Below are 18,187 nucleotides of genomic sequence, written 5' to 3'. Positions count from 1 at the left end.
TTCTCGCCGCCGGACTCGCCCCATATTCCGGACATGGCGAAGAACCCGGACACTCCCAAAAAGCCCGTCAAAACCCCGAAATCCAAGGTCCCTAAATCCAAGGCCCACCGCCCCGACGTCCAACCGATCGGGCCGGCGCTGGCGGAGTTGCTCAATCCCGCGATCAATCGCGGCGAAAGCGGCATGGGGTCCGGCACGGGATTGAAGCCGCCGCCGGATAATTCGTGGGATCGCCGCGCCGGCGGCGAAGCCGCCGCGCATCGCGCGCGGGCGTCGACCCCGAAGAATTTTCCGCAAGACGGCGCCGATCCCTATCCGACGCCGCTGCGGCAAAATCCGCAGCCGGCGGGTGGAAGGAAAGCGAAGGGCGATGCTGCAACAGGCACTGACTCCTTCTCCCCTCCCCCTCGCGGGGAGGGGTCGGGGGTGGGGGGAGCAACAAGCACTTCGCCCGTAGCTACCCCCACCCCTGACCTCGAGAGCGAGCTCCGCTCGCCTCGGACCCCGCAAGGGGGAGGGGAAAAGGCACCCGGCTTCGCCGAAGCGCCGCAATCAGAATTCGCGCCGGCCAATTACGGCACCTCGGCGACGATCCCGACGCTCGATCCGGAACTGGCAAAACAGCTCGGCTTCACCACCGAGGAGGAAGACGCCGCCGCGATGGCGCGGCCACCGCGCAACAAGATGGAGGCGCTCGGCGTCGCCGCCACCGCGGACGCGCTGGATGCGCTGATCCGCGACGGCCGTCCCGAATTCAAGGGCGAAGGCGGCGAGGTGAAAGTCTGGACGCCGCACCGTCCGCCACGCCCGGAGAAATCCGAAGGCGGCGTGCCGTTCGTGATCAAGTCCGAATACGAGCCGAAGGGCGACCAGCCGACCGCGATCAAGGAATTGGTCGAGGGCATCAGCCGGCAGGACCGCACCCAGGTGCTGCTCGGCGTCACCGGTTCCGGCAAGACCTACACCATGGCCAAGGTGATCGAGGCGACGCAACGCCCCGCGATCATCCTGGCGCCGAACAAGACGCTAGCCGCCCAGCTCTATGGCGAGTTCAAGAGCTTCTTCCCCGACAACGCCGTCGAGTATTTTGTCAGCTATTACGACTACTACCAGCCCGAGGCCTATGTGCCGCGGACCGACACCTATATCGAGAAGGACTCCTCGATCAACGAGCAGATCGACCGCATGCGCCATTCGGCGACGCGCGCGCTATTGGAGCGCGACGACGTCATCATCGTGGCGTCGGTGTCGTGCATCTACGGTATCGGCTCGGTCGAGACCTACACCGCGATGACGTTCGCGCTGAAGAAGGGCGAGCGCATCGACCAGCGGCAATTGATCGCCGATCTGGTGGCGCTGCAATACAAGCGCACCCAGGCCGATTTCACCCGCGGCACCTTTCGGGTGCGCGGCGACGTCATCGACATCTTCCCGGCGCATTATGAAGACCGCGCCTGGCGCGTGAACCTGTTCGGCGACACCGTGGAGAATATCGAGGAGTTCGATCCGCTCACCGGCCACAAGCAGGACGAGCTCGAATTCATCAAGATCTACGCCAATTCGCATTATGTGACGCCGCGCCCGACCTTGGTGCAGGCGATCAAGTCGATCAAATCCGAACTGAAGATGCGGCTCGACCAGCTCCACAACCAGGGCCGCCTGTTGGAAGCGCAGCGGCTGGAGCAGCGCACCACCTTCGATCTCGAAATGATGGAAGCCACCGGCAGCTGCGCCGGCATCGAGAACTATTCGCGCTATCTGACCGGACGCCGCCCCGGCGAGCCGCCGCCGACACTGTTTGAGTATGTCCCCGACAACGCGCTGGTATTCGCCGACGAAAGCCACGTCACGGTCCCCCAGATCGGCGGCATGTTCAAAGGCGATTTCCGGCGCAAGGCGACCCTGGCCGAATACGGCTTCCGCCTGCCCTCCTGCATGGACAACCGTCCGCTGCGGTTCGAGGAATGGGACATGATGCGCCCGCAATCGGTCGCGGTGTCGGCGACGCCGAGCGGATGGGAACTCAACGAGTCCGGCGGCGTGTTCGTCGAGCAGGTGATCCGTCCCACCGGCCTGATCGATCCGCCGGTCAATATCCGTCCCGCGCGCACCCAGGTCGACGATCTCGTCGGCGAAGTCCGCGCCACCGCGCAGGCCGGCTACCGCAGCCTGATCACGGTACTGACCAAGCGGATGGCGGAGGACCTCACCGAATATCTGCATGAGCAGGGCATTCGCGTGCGCTACATGCACAGCGATATCGACACCATCGAGCGCATCGAGATCATTCGCGACCTCAGGCTCGGTGCATTCGACGCGCTGGTCGGCATCAATCTGTTGCGCGAGGGCCTCGACATTCCCGAATGCGCGCTGGTCGCGATCCTCGACGCCGACAAGGAAGGTTTTTTGCGCAGCGAGACGTCGCTGATCCAGACCATCGGCCGCGCCGCGCGCAACGTCGACGGCAAGGTGATCCTCTATGCCGACCAGATGACCGGCTCGATGGAGCGCGCCATCGCCGAAACCGACCGCCGCCGCGAAAAGCAGGTCGAATACAACACGCTGCACAACATCACGCCGGAGAGCATCAAGAAGTCCATCGGCGACATCATGAACAGCGTCTATGAGCGCGACCATGTGCTGGTGGAAATCGGCGACGGCGGCATGGCCGACGACGTGATCTCGATCGGACATAATTTCGAGACCGTGCTGGCCGACCTCGAAACTCGCATGCGCGAAGCCGCCGCCGACCTGAATTTCGAGGAAGCCGCCCGCCTGCGCGACGAAGTCAAACGCCTCCGCGCCACCGAATTGGCCGTGGTCGACGACCCCACCGCCAAACAGCGCACCGTGCAGAACAAGGCCGGCGCCTATGCCGGAGCGAAGAAATACGGCGAGTCGGCCAACCTGCCGCGCGGCTCGTCAAAGCGCGGCGGCAACAACACCCCGCGCGCTGCCACCAAAGTCCACAAACCCCATCTCGACGAAATGCACGGCCCGGAATCCCTGCCCTTCCGTCCCGAGGGCGCAAAACCCGCAAAACCGTTCGGCAGCACCAGCAAGGTGATCCAGCCCACCGACTCCCGCCAATCCGGTCCCGAATTCGGCCCCTCCCCGCGATCGAGCGGCGGCGCGCCGGGACATCGGGGTGGGTGGAAGAAGCGATAGACTCACAGTCAGCAAATTCGACTTTTCGAGACGAACCCACCTAGCTAGCACTCGCCAGACGGCAAACATGACAATTGATCAAGCTCGCCAGAAGCATGAAGAAGAACTCAAGGAAACGGCAGCCGTCTTGATGAAAATACCGGGCGGCCCTGAATTACTCAAGTGGTGCGATGGCGCCCCCGAATTCGGAGATGGTGAAGTCGTTTCGTTAGTCTTGGATCGTGCCGGCTCAAGCTGCCTCAGCATACGCTTGGAACGCCTAAGAAAGTCAGCGATCGTTAAGTTCACCTTGGCAGCCTGGATCGATGTGGCTGTTCGAGGTTTTAGCCACCAGAATGTCATTGGCGGCTTGAAATTATCGCCAGCGGGTGACCGGCAAATCGAATTATGGGAACAGGGCGTTGGCTGCACACCTGGAGAATTGGAGATCGAATTAGAACCTTGCTTTGGGGCCTACGGGACCATCCGAGCGAATGTCACCTCCATCACGATCACTCCTGAATAGAATCAAAGACTGACGCCACTGAGCAGCGTCAGCTCCGACTATTCCCTGAAAGTAGTCATCCCGGTTCGATCCGTCATACGCGCCGGACTTCATGCAGCAGGCTTTGAAACCTGCGTCCGGAGCCGCATGGGCATAGATCGTTGCGGCCGAGTTTTCCGGTCAACTCAACGTCGCCGTGAACGAAACGCCGTCCACGCTTGACATGAGTTTCCGAGGGGAAGGACTTCCGCCGCTTACGCGTGACGCTGAAAGCAGGGGAGGTTTTCGATATCGCGATGCTTGCGCATGGCACACCTCCGTTGGTTCAAACACGGCTGATTGCCGCGCCGGCTGACTATCACGACTTTCGCAGTTCCGGAAGCCGCGCGGCGCGGCGACTAAGCCGACATCGCCGACATCGCCGACAGGCAAGCCACTGATTTGCCTGTCCACACCCTCGCCGCCCATTATTTCTGATTTTCAGAAATTATCCTTGACTTCTGACGCAAATCACCTGCTTATCAAGCCATCCCGTGCCCCATGAGAGGGGCGTTTCGCGATCGTCACGGACGTTGGGCGCGGGGAGCGGTGGACGCGGATGCGCTTTTGACGAACGGCGCGTGATGCGGACGGCGAAGTCGTGTGGTCCTGACGCCCCGATGGCAGGTGTCAAGTTCGCGATGATGTTTTGTATCACGCGAGCGACGGTGACAAGCAAGCCAGGTCTCTCCGGGGAGAGCACGATATAAGCTGTAAACCATTGCGCAGGGAAGGCCGGACTGCTTCCGCTGAACCTGTATGCTCATGTGCGTTTTGCTATTTCCATTTGCACATGAGACCGCGGGTGCAGCGCGCACCCGGTCTTCCCTGCGCCCTCTGTATTTTGGGGGCCGATGAATTTGCAAAACTCGGGCGGGTGCTGTCGCGGGAATGCCTACGTTCGTCATCATCCGCGAAGGCGGATGATCCAGTATTCCGCGACGCTGGAAATTGATCCGTAGCGCCTCGTGTTACTGGATACCCGCCTTCGCGGGTATGACGGCGGAGGATGGCGCATCGTCATCAACGTCATTGAGAGGAGCGAAGCGACGAAGCAATCCAGCTCTTTGCTCGCGGCCTGGATTGCTTCGCTAACGCTCGCAATGACGGACTTGAATGAATGGGCTGTCTGACAAGTGAATCACGGACCACCGATGGGCACGCGCGTGCAGCGCTTGTCTCGTTTCCGGAATATGCGTCAACGTCATTGCGAGGAGCGAAGCGACGAAGCAATCCAGGGCGGCAGTGGAGCCGTGGATTGCTTCGCTACGCTCGCAATGACGGAAGAAACCCTACAGTTTGCCCTGGTCGATGGGCGGCTGGCCTGGCTGCTGGTCCTGCTGTTGCCGCGCCTGCTCCTTGGCGCGATGCCGACCGTAGGCGCAGCCGGCGATGGCGCCGACCACGCCGTGATGGCCGGCATAATGACCGGCGACGCCGCCGACCACGGCGCCCTTGATGCAGCCCTTGGCGTCGGCGGCGTTGGCCGCCAGCGTCAGCGCGGCAATGGTGAACAAGGTGGCAATGGTTTTCATGGCGGCAAATTCCTCTGCGGACTTTCGTCTCGGCCTTTTCGTCGATGCGACGTGGTTGGATAACTGCGCAACCGGCGATCCGGTTCCATTCCGCATCGACCGAAGTCAGCTAGGAAGCCATCGCCACCATTCAAGTGCGACCCAGCATGCAGAGAGCGCGTGAAAGAAGCGAGAAGCAGCGGCGTACTGGATCCCCCGGTCCTCGTGCACAATTGCGCATGAGGCCGGGAGATGACAACCGAGATACACGTTTCGGTTGCGGCAATCTTCGGCTCGGCCGCCTGGTTTGAACGATCTGGGCGATTGATCCTACCAAGATTCAGTTCAAGATGGTCCGGTGATGCGAGTCGGGTCCAACGCCGGCGGAGAGCAGGGAAATGACCGAGGATCTCAATCGCCAAAGCCTGCTGAAATTTCTCGACGCGTTCTATGCCGGCGACGCCGAAACCGCGACGGCGTGCTGCGATGAGGCGATCGACAGCATCACCTATGCGCCGATCGAGTTGTTTCCGCATCTCGGCCACAAGCACGGCAACGGCTGGGTCACTGAGGCGATCCGGACCCAGCAACAGCGCTACTCAAGCCGGAAATATGATCTCAAGTTCATGGCCGTCGATGGCGACAAGATCGCAACGATGCAGTTTCTCAGCCTGCGCAAACACGATGACGATCGGGTCGTCCATCTCGAAAGCGCCGAATTCTTCACCTTCCGCGCCGGGCTGATCCTGATGCACCGCTCATTTTTCGACTCGTTCGATTTCGTCCAGCAATTGCTCGGCCGGGACCTGACCGATTCCTTTGCCGCCAGCGTGCGCGACACCCTGCGGCGCTGAGCCGATCGCGCCCGCACCTCGCGGCTTATTTTTTCAGCCGCGTTGAACCTCGATGTGTCGGGCCGCGACTAATGTCGAGCTATTGCGCCTCGCGACATCTATATTTACGAAAAATATTGTCATGAAAATTGCGTTGCTTGCGCTGCTGGGTCTTGTGCTGGGGGCGCTGGGTGGCGCCGCGCTGGGTATCGGCGCCGGACTGGCCTGGACCGAAATCTTCAAGACCTCGAATTTCGAAGGCTATAGCGGAATGCTGGTGTTCTTCACCTTCATGCCGCTCGGCGCCGGGCTAGGCGGACTGGCCGGCGCGCTGTTGTTCGGCGTGATGGCCGCGCGCGACAACGAGATCGCGATCGAACGCGAGCCGATGCAGCGGCACGACCGGTAGCGGTGCGGGATTATTATTGATTGAATCGGTCGCGATTTCGCTTCACCTCTCCCGTTGGGAGAGGTGAAGCGAAGCTCCCCGCATTTGTGCAATGCAAAATTGCAGATTGCATTCCGGCCAACTGCGTCTATTTGGACTTCTATAGTGAAATTCAGCAATCGGCCGCGGCGTCGCGAATGACGCTTGGACGGCTGTTTGCGCATTTGCAGATCAAATTCAGGATCTTGACCAATGACAGAGCATAGTCTCTGGCGTTTCTCACGCGCGTTGCATCGCGCGATCAACGAACGCCATTACGCCGATCTCTCGGGCCTGATTGACGACGACGTCGATTGGACGGTCTACGGCCCGATCGACATGTTTCCGTTTCTTGGCGCGCGCCGCGGCAAGGCCGCGGTGCTGGAGGTGATCCGGCAGATCGCCGAGAATGTCCGGATCCATCGCTTCGATCGCGAGTCGGTGATGCTGGCGGAGGATTCCGCGGCGTCGATGATGCGCTATTCATTGACCGCGCTCGACTCCAACAAGCCGGTCAGCCTGCGGCTGGCTCATTTCGCCAAGTTCAGGGCCGGCCGGCTGACCAGCATTCGCGTGCTCATCGACACCTTCGATCTGGTCGAGCAGACGCTCGGGCGTGCGATCCATCTGCCGAAGATGGTCGCGGTATAGAGCGTTTTCGAGCCAACGGGTCGCGCGAATGCGCGCCCGATGACAGGCTCCGTGGGTACCGGTTCGCGTGAAGAAAACGCGTCAAAACAAAAGACTAGAGCCCCGTTCCGATTCCATCGGAACGGAAGAGGCTCTAGCCTCGACGCCCACGTTGCGTCCGCCACAATTTTGCGCGGGTTGAGACGCATCTTCGCGCGCAAGGCATGCGGGCGGGATTATGACTTCGACACGACGATACGGGCTATGCGGGCTGCTGATCCTGGCGGCCGGCATCGGCTTGGCTGCGATCGGCCCTGCGGGCGCGCAGATCTGGCCCAAGGATATGAAGACCGACCCGCCGGCCGCGCAATCCGGCACCGAGCCGGATGATGCCGATGCCGACGCGGCTGACCCGGAGACGCCCGCCGCGGACAGCGCCGCCGCCAAGGACGGCGAGACCAAGGATGCCGCCGTCAAGGACGCCGACGGCAAGCCCCTCGAGTTCGACTGGAGCCAGCTCAAGGTCGATCCATCGACGCTGACTTGGGCCCCGGCGTCGAAGGCGCGGGTCGCCCCCAAGCCAGCGCCCGGCACCGACGCGGCATGGTCGGAAAGCAACAAGCCGAATGGTTCGTCCGACGTCTCGGTGAAGCAGTCTCTCTCGGCCTTCCTCGACGCCAAGGTCGGCGCCGACATGACCGTCACCGGGCCGCCGCAGACGCTGAGGAAGCCCAGCTGTTGTCCGCGCGGCTGGCGAACGGCGGCAGCCTGCCGCAATCCTCCGGCACCGCATGGGCGGCGATCACCGCGCCGGGCGCGGGCCCGATCTGGGACAAGACGTCGGTCGAAGCGCGGGTCGATCCGTCGCAGGATCAGACCAGGCTCGGGACCTCCTTGAGCAAATCGCTGCCGTTCAGCGAGCGATATTCGCTGAGCCTGGAGAATGGCTACAATCTGATCGAGCAGGGTGTCGTGCCGGTGCCCGGCATCATCGGACGTCCGGCGCAGAATTACGCCACCGATCAATCGGCGAAGCTGAGCATCGCAGACACCGGCACCAGTTTCAGCGCCGGCCAGTCGCTCTCCTCCAGCGACGACAAATGGCTGCGCAAGGTCGGCGCCGAGCAGAAGCTGTTCGGCGGCGTCAGCATCTCGGGCTCGATCGGCGAAACCCCGCTCGGCACCACCAACAAGAGCGTCACCGCCGGCTTCAAGCAAAGCTGGTAACCACGGACCTGATGTTTTGTTTGGTCGCGCGAAAGATCGACCATTGCCGCATATTGGCCCCGATGCGGTCAAAATCGATCGCCCTGATGGCGACACTTCAACTTTCGTCGTGCGGGGGACAATCCGCGCTCGCTTAAACGCGCAAAGGGGTACGACCGATGAACGCTATCACTCGTTCTGAAAAAACTGAATCAACTTCTCCCGACGTGGACAGCAACCTGGCCGCCGTCTCGGAAGTCGAGGCCGGCATCCGCGACTTCGTGCGCAACGACGTCGCCTATCTTCGCCGCCCGGCAACAACGACGGGTGCGGTGAGCACCGCCGGCGGTACCACCGAGACCGCGCTGGAGCCCAGCACGGAAGCCACCGTCAACAACGTCAACTCGCTGATCCAGCGCGTCGCCGGAACGTCGCTGGCGGAAATCGAGAACCTGATTTCCGAGCTCGAAAGCCTGCGCGACCTGCTGCATGCCGAGGGACAGCGGGTGCAGCGGGAAATTTCCGGCTATGCCCAGCTCAGCCAGGCCGCGATGAAATCCACCCGCATGATCGCCGACAACGTCACGCAGTGGAAACGCGCCGCCGACGGGTTGCGCAACAGCTGATCGCCTAGATCTTCCATTTATCATCGCCGCCGCCCTCCCCGGCCGGGGAGCGCGGCGGCTATATTTTAACCAATTTGTATTGAACTTAACCGACCTGATTCGCGACCAAGACAGAGCGCTATTGCGGCGCTAGGCGCGGTGTGGGGGGAAGAGTTTCATGCAGACTATCAGGCCGGATAATGCCGATCCGATTCCGCTGCGGAATGATGCGCCTCGGATGGGCACCATCATGATCCGGTTTGTCGGTCTGCTGGTGCTGGCCGTGATCGTCCTGGCGCTGGCCTGGAGCCGTTAAGCGCTAGCGAGCCGCAATGGGGTGGCCCAGGCTCGCATTGGTCTCCAGCGAATAGGCGCCGTCGGCATAGCCCTTCACCACCATCCCGGTGGCCAGCATCACCGCCAGGGTCACGGTTGCGAAGATAAAGCCAAGAAATTTCAAGCCGCTACGGTCCGCCATCGTGTTCCCCTGCCCGTCCCCCGTGGATCGACTATGCGGGCACAGGGTTAAGATGCGTTACCAGAAGGTTGCCTCTCGCAGGCGCATTTGATGCAAAATGGTTTACGAAAGACTGCGCCGGCGCTGCCTTGGCTAGCCGGCACTGCGCCGCGGCACGAAGGCCGTCGCCAGCAACGAGAACACCGGTTCGCCGCGCTGGTTGGCGCCGCTGTTGCGGGCCTGCGCGATCCCCCATTCGGGACGCTTCTCGGAGGTCCGCAGCGTTTCGATTGCGCTGGCGAAACTGATGGTGTCGCCGGCCAGCACCGGCTTGATCCAGCGCAACTCACGAAACCCCGGCGACGGCCCCCAGACCGCGACCTTCTCGCCGCGCGCGGCCGCTTCCGCGGACTGACGCTGCCCGTCGGCCACCAAAAGCTTCATGCAGACCGACCCGACATGCCAGCCCGAGGCGGCCAATCCGCCGAACAGCGAGTTACGCCCCGCTTCCTCGTCGAGATGAAAGCGCTGCGGGTCGAACTCTGTCGCGAATTTCCGGATCAGTTCCGCGCTGAAGGTGAACGATCCCAGTTCACGCCGCTGCCCGATCTCGAGGTCCTCGAAGAAACGCATCAGCCTGGTTGCTCCGCGGCCGCATCGGCGCGGCGTTTGACGATGATCGGCGTGACGATCTCGCACAACGCCAGCCCGGCGGCGTTGTGGACCACGCCATGGAACGTCACGATCCCGGTTTGCGGGCGGCTCTGCGAAACCCTGGCCTCGGTGACGTCGATGTCCAGCGTCAAATCGTCTCCCGGGCGGAATGGCGCCAGCCAGCGCAACTCATTGACCCCAGGCGATCCCAGCGACGCGGTACGGCCGATAAAGCCGTCGAACATCATCCGCATCATGATCGAACAAAGATGCCAGCCCGAGCCCGCCAGCCCCCCAAGCAACGAACGCTTCGCCGCCTCGTCGTCGAGATGCATCGGCTGCGGATCGAACTCGGCGGCAAACGCCAGAATTTCCTCGCGCGTGACATGACGCGGTCCGAAACTGCCGAAATGGCCGAGCTTAAAATCTTCGAGGGTCAGCGTCATCATGGGGATTGCCGGAGGGAGGCCTGATTGTGGCCGTTATTTGCAGCAATCTCAAGCCATCGATGAGCATGGCTCGTGTCCGCGGGCGGACATCGCCCGTCGGTCCGGTCCGTGACTTGCCCTGTCTTGCCGGTCCTTTGCTCGACTTGCTCAAGACGGCGTTCGGAGCTAGGCCCTGTGCCATCAGGAGCCGGATTGGACGCCAATCACATTCGACTTGCCGGGAGAACGAGCGATGTTTGATTTTCAGGATCTGTTTCAGTGGGATCGCTTCATCACGCCCACCATCATCAAGACCTTTTACTGGCTGGTGATCGCATTGATCGTGCTGTTCGGCATCTCCGGCATTTTTTCCGGTCTCGCCATGATGGCGATCAGCCCGTTCGGCGGATTCATCATGTTGTTGTCCGCCATCGCCGGCGTGATCGTCGGCGTGATCTTCTCGCGCATCGCCGCCGAATTCATCCTGATCGTGTTTCGCATCAACGAACACCTCGGCGCGATCCGCGACCAGGGGCAGGGACACTAGGTTTCAACAACCCCACCATCATCCTGAGGAGCATCGCGCAGCGATGCGTCTCGAAGGATGGTGTTCAGCGCGGTGCTTGCGGCCATCCTTCGAGGCTCGCAAGAGCGAGCACCTCAGGATGACGCCGAGAGTGAGGCGGGCGCTGCTCTGATTTCTAAGTATTAAACCGGAAATGCATCACATCGCCGTCGGCGACGACGTACTCCTTGCCTTCCAGCCGCAGCTTGCCGGCATCGCGGGCGCCGGCTTCACCGTTCAGCGCGGCGTAATCGGCATAGGCGATGGTTTCGGCGCGGATAAAACCCTTTTCGAAATCGGTGTGGATGACGCCCGCCGCCGCCGGCGCCTTGGTGCCGCGATTAATGGTCCAAGCGCGGGCTTCCTTCGGCCCGACGGTGAAATAGGTGATGAGGTCGAGCAGTTGGTAACCGGCTCGGATCAAGCGGTCGAGACCGGCTTCCTCGAGGCCAAGCGTATCGAGAAACTCCGCGCGCTCCGCGCGTGACAGCGTCGCAATCTCGGATTCGATCTTGGCCGATATCGCCACCGCGACCGCGCCTTCCTTCTTGGCGTGCTCGAACACCTGCTTTGAAAAACTATTGCCTTCCGCGGCCGAACCTTCCTCGACATTGCAGACGTAAAGCACCGGCTTGGAGGTCAACAGCCCGAGCATGCCGAAGGCGCGTTCTTCTTCCGGCTTGCGGGTGAGGAACCGCGCCGGTCTGCCCTCACGCAACAGCACCAGCGCGCGATTGACGAGGTCGAGTTGTTCCTTGGCTTCCTTGTCGTTGCCCTTGGCCTTCTTGGTCAGATTGTCGACGCGCTTTTCCAGGCTGTCGAGATCGGCCAGCATCAGCTCGGTCTCGATAGTCTCGATGTCCGCCAGCGGCGCGATCTTGCCCTCGACATGGGTGATGTCGGAATCCTCAAAGCAGCGCACCACATGGGCGACCGCGTCGACCTCGCGGATGGTCGCAAGGAACTGGTTGCCGAGGCCCTCGCCCTTTGAGGCGCCACGCACCAGGCCCGCGATGTCGACAAAGGTCAGCCGGGTCGGGATGATCTGGGCTGATTTGGCGATCGCCGACAATCTGTCGAGCCGCACATCCGGCACCGCGACCTCGCCGACATTCGGCTCGATGGTGCAGAACGGGTAATTCGCCGCCTGCGCCGCCGCCGTCTCAGTCAGCGCATTGAACAGCGTCGACTTGCCGACATTGGGCAATCCGACGATACCGCATTTGAATCCCATCGCGTTTCTCGATCCTTCGCGACATCGCGCGCGTGAATTTATTCGGGGCCGTCATACCCGGGCTTGACCCGCGTATCCATCTTCTTCGAAAGATGGATCGCCGGATCAAGTCCGGCGATGACGCGTCATGCTTTATCTTCCTGTTCGAAAAATCCCTTGGCCTGCATCGCCAGATGCACCTTGTTCTGGAACGTCGAGTCGCGACGCGCCACCAGCAGTCCGGCGTTGTCGGCCACCGCCTCGCACAGCGCCTCGACCCAGGGCCGGTCGCTCTTGGCAAAGTCCGACAGCACGTGACTATGCACCAGTTCCTTGACGCCGGGATGGCCGATCCCCAGCCGCACCCGGCGATATTCATTGCCGATATGGGCCGAGATCGAACGCAGGCCATTGTGACCGGCAATGCCGCCGCCGACTTTGACGCGGACCTTGCCCGGCGGCAGCTCGAGTTCATCCTGAAACACGGTGATCTCGCTCTCGCCGAGTTTGAAGAAGTTCGCGGCGTCCTGAACCGCGCGCCCCGACTCGTTCATGAAGGTTGTCGGGCGAAGCAGCACCACCCGTTCGCCGTCGAGCGTGGCTTCGGAGGTCTCGCCGTGAAAACGACGGCGCCATGGTGCGAAACCATGACGCCGTGCAATCTCGTCGACGGCCATGAAGCCGATATTATGCCGGTTATGCGCGTACTTCGTGCCGGGATTGCCGAGACCAACAAAGAGACGCATGACGCGGCATCCCGCGCTTCGTTACTTCTTCTTGTCGCCACCGGCAGGCTTGGCGCCGGCCGCCGGCGCCTTCGCGGCCGCAGCGGGAGCTTTCGCACCCGCAGCCGGAGCAGCACCCGCCGCCGGAGCGGCACCGGCCGCCGGAGCAGCCGTCGCAGCGGGACCTGCCGCGGCAGCAGCCGCAGCCGCCTTGAGTTCTTCGGCATAGCCGGACGGCGGCACGATGGTCACCAGCGTGGCATCCTCGCGCGACAGCGATCGTACGCCGGTCGGCAGCTTGACGTCGGACAGATGCAGCGAGTGGCTGATCTCCAGAGAGCTGACGTCAACCTCGATGAATTGCGGAATGTTGTCGACCGAGCATTCCAGATCGAGGGCGTGGGTGACCACGTTGACGGCGCCGCCGCGCTTCACGCCCGGTGCCGATTCGGCGTTCTGGATGTGCAGGGGAACGCTGACGCGGATGGTGGCGCCTTCGCCGAGCCGCATGAAGTCGACATGGATCGGGAAATCACGCACCGGATCGAGATGGAAGTCGCGCGGAATCACGCGGTGCTTCTTGCCTTCCAGATCGATGTCGTAAATCGTGGTGAGGAACCGGCCGGCCAGAATACGCTGGCGCAATTCGGCATCTTCGACCGAGATGGTCACGGGGGGCTGGTTGTTACCATAGATCACTCCGGGCACTCTGCCGGCGCGACGCTCTGCCCGTGCGGCCCCCTTGCCGCCTGCCGGACGTGTGGTCGCCTTCAATTCCTTGACGGTCGCCATTGTCTTAAGTCCTTGTTTTTCAAAAAGTTAAAGGCCGCATCGCGGCCCGTTGAGCGCCGCAGCAAGCCTCCAGGGGTGCGGGGGCTGCGGACGTGGCGGGGTTCTAGCCCCAAAGTCCGGAAATGACAAGGAAATGAAGGGATTTTTGTAGGGTTTTGAGCCCCAGACCGTCATTGCCGGGCTCGACCCGGCAATCCATCCGCTTTGAAAGAGTCTCTGAAAATGATGGATGGCCGGGTCAAAGGCAAGCGGAAGCGACGCCGTCCTTTAGATGGCTATGCCCGGCCATGACGGAATTTCAAATGGCCGAGCCCGAAGCCGAACCGCCCAGCTTGGCTTCCAGCGCCGCGATGCGGGTCTTCAGCGCCTCGTTTTCCTCGCGCGCCAGCCGCGCCATTTCCTTGACCGCCTCGAACTCCTCGCGCTTGACGATATCGAGGTCGCGCAGGATTTTTTCGGCCTGATTGCGCACCACCGTATCGACTTCGCGCTTCACCCCCTGGGCGGCGCCGGCGGCGTCATTCATCAGGCGGCCGATCTCGTCGAAAAACCGATTGCTGGTCTGGGTCATCTGGGACGCTCCGGTCGTTGCAGTGGGGTGGCTTGAGGACGGCTTGGCAGAGGGACGGCTTGCCCCTCCACAATGGCGATCCCGGCCCGATGGTTCAAGGCCGGAATGCCCAAGCAAAGCCTTGATCGGCAAGCCAAGTCATCTGCGAAGTCACCTGCCAAGTCGTCTGCCAAGTCGTCTGCCAAGTCAGCTTGTCATGTTGCGGTTTCCTTGCAATCGTAGTGAGCGCCATCCGGCCAAGCCGAAAAATCACACCAGAAAAAGAAACGCCCATGATCGACCAGCAAATCGACATTCCGACCAAGGACGGCAAGACCACCACCTTCATCAGCCACCCCGAGCGCGGCGGCCCGTTTCCAGTCATCATTTTCTACATGGATGCGCCCGGTATCCGCGAAGAATTGCGCGACATGGCGCGCCGGCTGGCGACCTCGGGTTACTACGTGATGCTGCCCAACATGTATTACCGCGCCGGTGCCATGGAACTCGGGCCGATCAATCCCGATCCGGAATCGCCTGAACGCAAGCGCATGTTCGAGCTGATGCACTCGCTCACCATCCCGCTGGTGATGGAAGACACCAAGGCGCTGTTGGCCTACGCCGAGACGCAGAAGGCGGCGAACACCGGGATCGTCGGTACGGTCGGCTATTGCATGAGCGGACGATATGCCGTCAACGCCGCGACGCATTTTCCGGCGGTCAAGGCCGCCGCCTCGATGTACGGCGTGAGCCTGGCCACCGACCAGCCGGACAGTCCGCATCTTGCCGCACAAAAGACCAAGGCCGAGTTGTATTTCGGCTGCGCCGAGACCGATGTCTACGCGCCGATGGAAGTGATCGAGCAAGTCAAAGCCGGCATGACGGGATCCAACAACGAGGTCGAGATCTATCCCGGTACGCATCACGGCTTTGCGTTCCCCAAGCGCCCGGTCTATCACCGCGACGCTGCGGAACGGCATTGGGAGCGGCTCCTCGCGCTCTACCGCCGCAACCTCTCTGCCTGAGCTCTTTAAGGACTAAATGCCCTTTCTCACCATCGCCTTTCCGGTCTTCAATCCGATCGCGATCTCGATCGGGCCCATCGCGATCCGCTGGTATGCGCTGGCGTATATCGGCGGCATCGTGCTGGGGTGGATCTACGCCCGCGCGCTGCTCAAGAACGAGCGGTTGTGGGGCGGCCCGGCGCCGATCTCGCTGCTGCAACTCGACGATTTCATTCTCTGGGTCACGGTCGGAATCATCCTCGGCGGCCGCACCGGCTATGTGCTGTTCTACAATCTGCCGTTTTTCATCGCCCATCCGGCCGAGATTCTCGAACTGTGGAAGGGCGGCATGTCGTTCCACGGCGGCTTTCTGGGCTGCGTCGCCGCGGTGATGCTGTTTTGCCGCAAGAACGACCTGCCGATTCTCTCGCTCGGCGATATCACCACCGCGGTCGGGCCGATCGGGCTGTTCCTCGGGCGGCTCGCCAATTTCATCAACAGTGAGTTATGGGGCCGGCCGGCCGACGACAGCGTGCCCTGGGCGATGGTGTTTCCCAATGGCGGCCCGCTGCCGCGCCATCCGAGCCAGCTTTACGAGGCGACGCTTGAAGGTATCGTGCTGTTTACGCTGCTGGCGGTGCTGATCCGCATGGGGGCGCTGAAGCGGCCGGGCCTGATCCTCGGAAGCTTTATCGCCTTTTACGGTTTTGCGCGTATCATCGGCGAACATTTTCGCGAGCCGGACCCGCAGCTCGGATTTTTGTGGGGCGGGCTCACCATGGGTATGCTGCTGTCGGTGCCGATGATCATTGCGGGCGCAATCATTTTCGTGATGGCATGGCGCGGTAAATTTCCGAAGCACGTTCCCAGTTCCGTTCAAGGCACGCCGTGACCGAAACTTCGCCGCTGCAGTCCGAACTCAAGAAGCTGATCAAGTCGTCCGGGCCGATGCCGGTCTGGCGTTACATGGAGATGTGCCTGACGCATCCCCAACATGGCTATTACATCTCGCGCGATCCGCTGGGACGCGAAGGCGATTTCACCACCGCGCCGGAAGTGAGCCAGATGTTCGGCGAGTTGCTCGGGCTGTGGGCGGCCTCGGTATGGAAGGCGATCGGATCGCCACCGGTGCTGCGGCTGATCGAGCTTGGGCCCGGCCGCGGCACCATGATGGCGGACGCGCTGCGGGCGCTGCGGGTGTTGCCGCCGCTATACCAGGCGCTGAGCGTTCATTTGGTCGAAATCAATCCGGTGCTGCGCGAGAAGCAGAAGGCCGCGTTGTCGGGCGTGCGCAACGTCGCCTGGCACGACGGCATCGACGACGTGCCCGACGGCCCCGCGGTGATCCTCGCCAACGAATATTTCGACGTGCTGCCGGTCCATCAGGTGGTGAAGCGCGAGACCGGTTGGCACGAGCGCACGGTGGAACTCGACGTCAACGGCAAATTGGCGTTCGGCGCCGCCGCCGAGCCGATGCCGCGCTTCGAGGTGCTGCTGCCGCCGCTGGTCCGCGCCGCCCCGGTCGGCGCGGTGTTCGAATGGCGGCCCGACGGCGAGATCATGAAGCTCGCAAGCCGCGTCCGCGACCAGGATGGGGCGGCGCTGATCATCGATTACGGCCATTTGCGCAGCGATGCCGGCGACACCTTCCAAGCGATCGCCCGCCACAGTTTCACCGACCCCCTGAAAAATCCGGGCCAGGCCGACGTCACCGCCCATGTCGACTTCCAGGCGCTGGTGCGCGCCGCGGAGGATTTGGGCGCGGCGGTCCATGGCCCGGTGCCGCAAGGCGAGTTTCTTAAGCGCCTCGGCATTGAAACCCGCGCGGTTGGCCTGATGGCGAAGGCTACGCCGGAAGTCTCCGAGGACATCGCCGGCGCACTGAAGCGGCTGATCGGCGGCGGCCGCGGCGGCATGGGCTCGATGTTCAAGGTGCTGGCGGTTTCAGAACCCCGCCTCACCTCTCTGGTCGGCTTCAACGATGAAGAGCCGGCGGCACGGGCTGACACCGATGACGCCTGATTCAGACATTCTTGATTCCATGACTCTTGCGTCCCCGCTGCTCTCGGCGATACCCGGCCTGCGCCACGCTTTTTTCACCCGCGAAGGCGGCGTCTCCGGCGGCATCTACCAAAGCCTCAACGCCGGTGTCGGCTCGCACGACGATCCCGCCAATGTCGCGGAAAATCGCCGCCGCATGGCAGCGCGGGTCGGCGTCCCGTCGACGCATTTTCTCACCTTGCATCAGGTCCATTCGCCTGACGTCATCGTCGCCACCGAACCGTGGGATGCCGGATCGCGACCGCGGGCGGACGCCATCGTCACGTGCATCGAGGGGCTCGCGATCGGCGCTTCCGCGGCCGATTGCGGCCCGATCCTGCTGGTCGATCCCAGTGCCCGCGTGATCGGTGCGGCGCATGCGGGATGGAAGGGCGCGCTGACCGGCGTGCTGGAATCCACCATCGCGGCGATGGAAAAACTCGGCGCCGAGCGCAACGGCACCATCGCGTCGATCGGCCCGCTGATCCGGCAGCCGAGCTACGAAGTCGGCGGCGAATTCGTCGAGCGGTTTATCGAAGCCGACGCCGAGAACGCGCTGTTTTTCATTCCGTCGGTGCGTGAGGGCCATTCGATGTTCGACCTCGCCGGCTTTATCCGGCGGCGGCTCGAAAACGCCGGCGTGTTGATGATCGACGACCTCGGCATCGACACCTATGCCGACGAGAATTTCTTCAGCTACCGCCGCTCGGTACATCGCAAGGAGCCGGACTACGGCCGCCACGTTCATGCGATCGTCCTGGAGCCTTGAGTTCGACCGAACTGTTTCAACTTGAAGCAGATTTTCTCGATCGGAGCGCGCCACACCGGCCCGCCCAGCGATCTTTGTAATATT

General features: G+C 62.4%; 23 protein-coding genes. 14 read left to right on the top strand and 9 right to left on the bottom strand.

Annotated features, from left to right (window positions below; translation table 11 throughout):
• Nucleotides 1-33: 33 nt before the first annotated feature.
• Together uvrB and GSQ88_RS06555 are read left to right on the top strand one after the other, a co-directional pair.
• Entirely contained in the window at nucleotides 34-3,168 is a 3,135-nt protein-coding gene (gene uvrB, locus GSQ88_RS06560; RefSeq protein ID WP_159006574.1) for an excinuclease ABC subunit UvrB, read from the top strand.
• A 67-nt stretch (nucleotides 3,169-3,235) separates the two neighbouring features.
• Nucleotides 3,236-3,673, top strand: a complete 438-nt coding sequence (locus tag GSQ88_RS06555; RefSeq protein ID WP_159006573.1) for a hypothetical protein — start codon at nucleotides 3,236-3,238, stop codon at nucleotides 3,671-3,673.
• 73 nt (nucleotides 3,674-3,746) lie between these two features.
• Here GSQ88_RS06555 and GSQ88_RS06550 read toward each other — a convergent pair whose 3' ends face one another.
• Together GSQ88_RS06550 and GSQ88_RS06545 are read right to left on the bottom strand one after the other, a co-directional pair.
• Nucleotides 3,747-3,965 carry an SEC-C metal-binding domain-containing protein gene (locus GSQ88_RS06550; RefSeq protein ID WP_246735097.1) on the bottom strand — a complete coding sequence of 73 codons (219 nt, stop codon included), beginning with the start codon at nucleotides 3,963-3,965 and terminating at the stop codon, nucleotides 3,747-3,749.
• A gap of 1,018 nt (nucleotides 3,966-4,983) precedes the next feature.
• Nucleotides 4,984-5,226: a hypothetical protein gene (locus GSQ88_RS06545; protein WP_159006572.1), complete on the bottom strand. Its 243-nt coding sequence runs from the start codon at nucleotides 5,224-5,226 to the stop codon at nucleotides 4,984-4,986.
• Nucleotides 5,227-5,603: 377 nt separating this feature from the next.
• On the opposite strand from GSQ88_RS06545, the gene GSQ88_RS06540 reads away from it, so the two are divergent.
• The 7 genes from GSQ88_RS06540 to GSQ88_RS34915 all read left to right on the top strand — a co-directional run bounded on the left by GSQ88_RS06540 (nucleotide 5,604) and on the right by GSQ88_RS34915 (nucleotide 9,222).
• Nucleotides 5,604-6,059: a nuclear transport factor 2 family protein gene (locus GSQ88_RS06540; RefSeq protein WP_159006571.1), complete on the top strand. Its 456-nt coding sequence runs from the start codon at nucleotides 5,604-5,606 to the stop codon at nucleotides 6,057-6,059.
• Nucleotides 6,060-6,180: 121 nt separating this feature from the next.
• The gene (locus GSQ88_RS06535) at nucleotides 6,181-6,447 is read left to right on the top strand and encodes a hypothetical protein (protein ID WP_159006570.1); all 267 of its coding nucleotides are present in this window, start codon (nucleotides 6,181-6,183) and stop codon (nucleotides 6,445-6,447) included.
• 231 nt (nucleotides 6,448-6,678) lie between these two features.
• Nucleotides 6,679-7,116 carry a nuclear transport factor 2 family protein gene (locus GSQ88_RS06530; protein ID WP_159006569.1) on the top strand — a complete coding sequence of 146 codons (438 nt, stop codon included), beginning with the start codon at nucleotides 6,679-6,681 and terminating at the stop codon, nucleotides 7,114-7,116.
• A gap of 217 nt (nucleotides 7,117-7,333) precedes the next feature.
• On the top strand, nucleotides 7,334-7,993 hold the full coding sequence (locus tag GSQ88_RS06520; protein WP_246735096.1) for a hypothetical protein: 660 nt from the start codon (nucleotides 7,334-7,336) through the stop codon (nucleotides 7,991-7,993).
• Nucleotides 7,990-8,322, top strand: a complete 333-nt coding sequence (locus GSQ88_RS35545; protein WP_246735095.1) for a hypothetical protein — start codon at nucleotides 7,990-7,992, stop codon at nucleotides 8,320-8,322. The genes GSQ88_RS06520 and GSQ88_RS35545 overlap by 4 nt, the downstream gene beginning before the upstream one ends.
• A 158-nt stretch (nucleotides 8,323-8,480) precedes the next feature.
• Nucleotides 8,481-8,927 carry a hypothetical protein gene (locus tag GSQ88_RS06515; RefSeq protein ID WP_159006568.1) on the top strand — a complete coding sequence of 149 codons (447 nt, stop codon included), beginning with the start codon at nucleotides 8,481-8,483 and terminating at the stop codon, nucleotides 8,925-8,927.
• A gap of 157 nt (nucleotides 8,928-9,084) precedes the next feature.
• Nucleotides 9,085-9,222 (top strand): hypothetical protein, encoded by a 138-nt coding sequence (locus tag GSQ88_RS34915; protein WP_174247935.1) that lies wholly within the window; start codon nucleotides 9,085-9,087, stop codon nucleotides 9,220-9,222.
• Between the two features lie 3 nt (nucleotides 9,223-9,225).
• Here the strand turns inward: GSQ88_RS34915 and GSQ88_RS34910 are convergent, their stop codons facing one another.
• From GSQ88_RS34910 to GSQ88_RS06505, 3 genes are all read right to left on the bottom strand, one after another.
• Nucleotides 9,226-9,384, bottom strand: coding sequence for a hypothetical protein (locus GSQ88_RS34910; protein WP_174247934.1), 159 nt, complete (start codon nucleotides 9,382-9,384; stop codon nucleotides 9,226-9,228).
• Between the two features lie 132 nt (nucleotides 9,385-9,516).
• Entirely contained in the window at nucleotides 9,517-9,996 is a 480-nt protein-coding gene (locus tag GSQ88_RS06510; protein ID WP_159006567.1) for a MaoC family dehydratase, read from the bottom strand.
• A complete protein-coding gene (locus GSQ88_RS06505) occupies nucleotides 9,996-10,463 on the bottom strand; it encodes a MaoC family dehydratase (RefSeq protein ID WP_174247940.1) in 468 nt (155 codons plus the stop codon). Before GSQ88_RS06505 ends, GSQ88_RS06510 begins: the two co-directional genes overlap by 1 nt.
• 235 nt (nucleotides 10,464-10,698) lie before the next feature.
• Here GSQ88_RS06505 and GSQ88_RS06500 point away from each other — a divergent pair, with 235 nt between their 5' ends.
• A complete protein-coding gene (locus tag GSQ88_RS06500; RefSeq protein WP_159006565.1) occupies nucleotides 10,699-10,992 on the top strand; it encodes a DUF4282 domain-containing protein in 294 nt (97 codons plus the stop codon).
• A 154-nt stretch (nucleotides 10,993-11,146) separates the two neighbouring features.
• Here GSQ88_RS06500 and ychF read toward each other — a convergent pair whose 3' ends face one another.
• The 4 genes from ychF to GSQ88_RS06480 all read right to left on the bottom strand — a co-directional run bounded on the left by ychF (nucleotide 11,147) and on the right by GSQ88_RS06480 (nucleotide 14,311).
• Nucleotides 11,147-12,244 (bottom strand): redox-regulated ATPase YchF, encoded by a 1,098-nt coding sequence (gene ychF, locus GSQ88_RS06495; RefSeq protein WP_159006564.1) that lies wholly within the window; start codon nucleotides 12,242-12,244, stop codon nucleotides 11,147-11,149.
• Between the two features lie 125 nt (nucleotides 12,245-12,369).
• Nucleotides 12,370-12,969, bottom strand: a complete 600-nt coding sequence (gene pth / locus GSQ88_RS06490) for an aminoacyl-tRNA hydrolase (RefSeq protein ID WP_159006563.1) — start codon at nucleotides 12,967-12,969, stop codon at nucleotides 12,370-12,372.
• 21 nt (nucleotides 12,970-12,990) lie between these two features.
• Nucleotides 12,991-13,740, bottom strand: coding sequence for a 50S ribosomal protein L25/general stress protein Ctc (locus tag GSQ88_RS06485; protein ID WP_159006562.1), 750 nt, complete (start codon nucleotides 13,738-13,740; stop codon nucleotides 12,991-12,993).
• A gap of 298 nt (nucleotides 13,741-14,038) precedes the next feature.
• On the bottom strand, nucleotides 14,039-14,311 hold the full coding sequence (locus GSQ88_RS06480; RefSeq protein WP_159006561.1) for an accessory factor UbiK family protein: 273 nt from the start codon (nucleotides 14,309-14,311) through the stop codon (nucleotides 14,039-14,041).
• Nucleotides 14,312-14,583: 272 nt separating this feature from the next.
• On the opposite strand from GSQ88_RS06480, the gene GSQ88_RS06475 reads away from it, so the two are divergent.
• The 4 genes from GSQ88_RS06475 to pgeF are packed head-to-tail and all read left to right on the top strand — an operon-like array spanning nucleotide 14,584 to nucleotide 18,103.
• Nucleotides 14,584-15,315: a dienelactone hydrolase family protein gene (locus tag GSQ88_RS06475; protein ID WP_159006560.1), complete on the top strand. Its 732-nt coding sequence runs from the start codon at nucleotides 14,584-14,586 to the stop codon at nucleotides 15,313-15,315.
• 16 nt (nucleotides 15,316-15,331) lie between these two features.
• On the top strand, nucleotides 15,332-16,186 hold the full coding sequence (gene lgt / locus GSQ88_RS06470; RefSeq protein WP_159006559.1) for a prolipoprotein diacylglyceryl transferase: 855 nt from the start codon (nucleotides 15,332-15,334) through the stop codon (nucleotides 16,184-16,186).
• A complete protein-coding gene (locus tag GSQ88_RS06465; protein ID WP_159006558.1) occupies nucleotides 16,183-17,316 on the top strand; it encodes a class I SAM-dependent methyltransferase in 1,134 nt (377 codons plus the stop codon). The genes lgt and GSQ88_RS06465 overlap by 4 nt, the downstream gene beginning before the upstream one ends.
• Nucleotides 17,317-17,335: 19 nt before the next feature.
• Complete coding sequence (gene pgeF, locus GSQ88_RS06460; RefSeq protein WP_159006557.1) at nucleotides 17,336-18,103, top strand: peptidoglycan editing factor PgeF; 768 nt, start codon at nucleotides 17,336-17,338, stop codon at nucleotides 18,101-18,103.
• The last annotated feature ends 84 nt before the right edge of the window (nucleotides 18,104-18,187 follow it).

Source organism: Bradyrhizobium sp. S69 (assembly GCF_009766005.1).
Taxonomy (GTDB): domain Bacteria; phylum Pseudomonadota; class Alphaproteobacteria; order Rhizobiales; family Xanthobacteraceae; genus Bradyrhizobium.
Note: the sequence above shows the minus strand (reverse complement) of the source record. Positions and strands in the feature narration are given on the sequence as shown.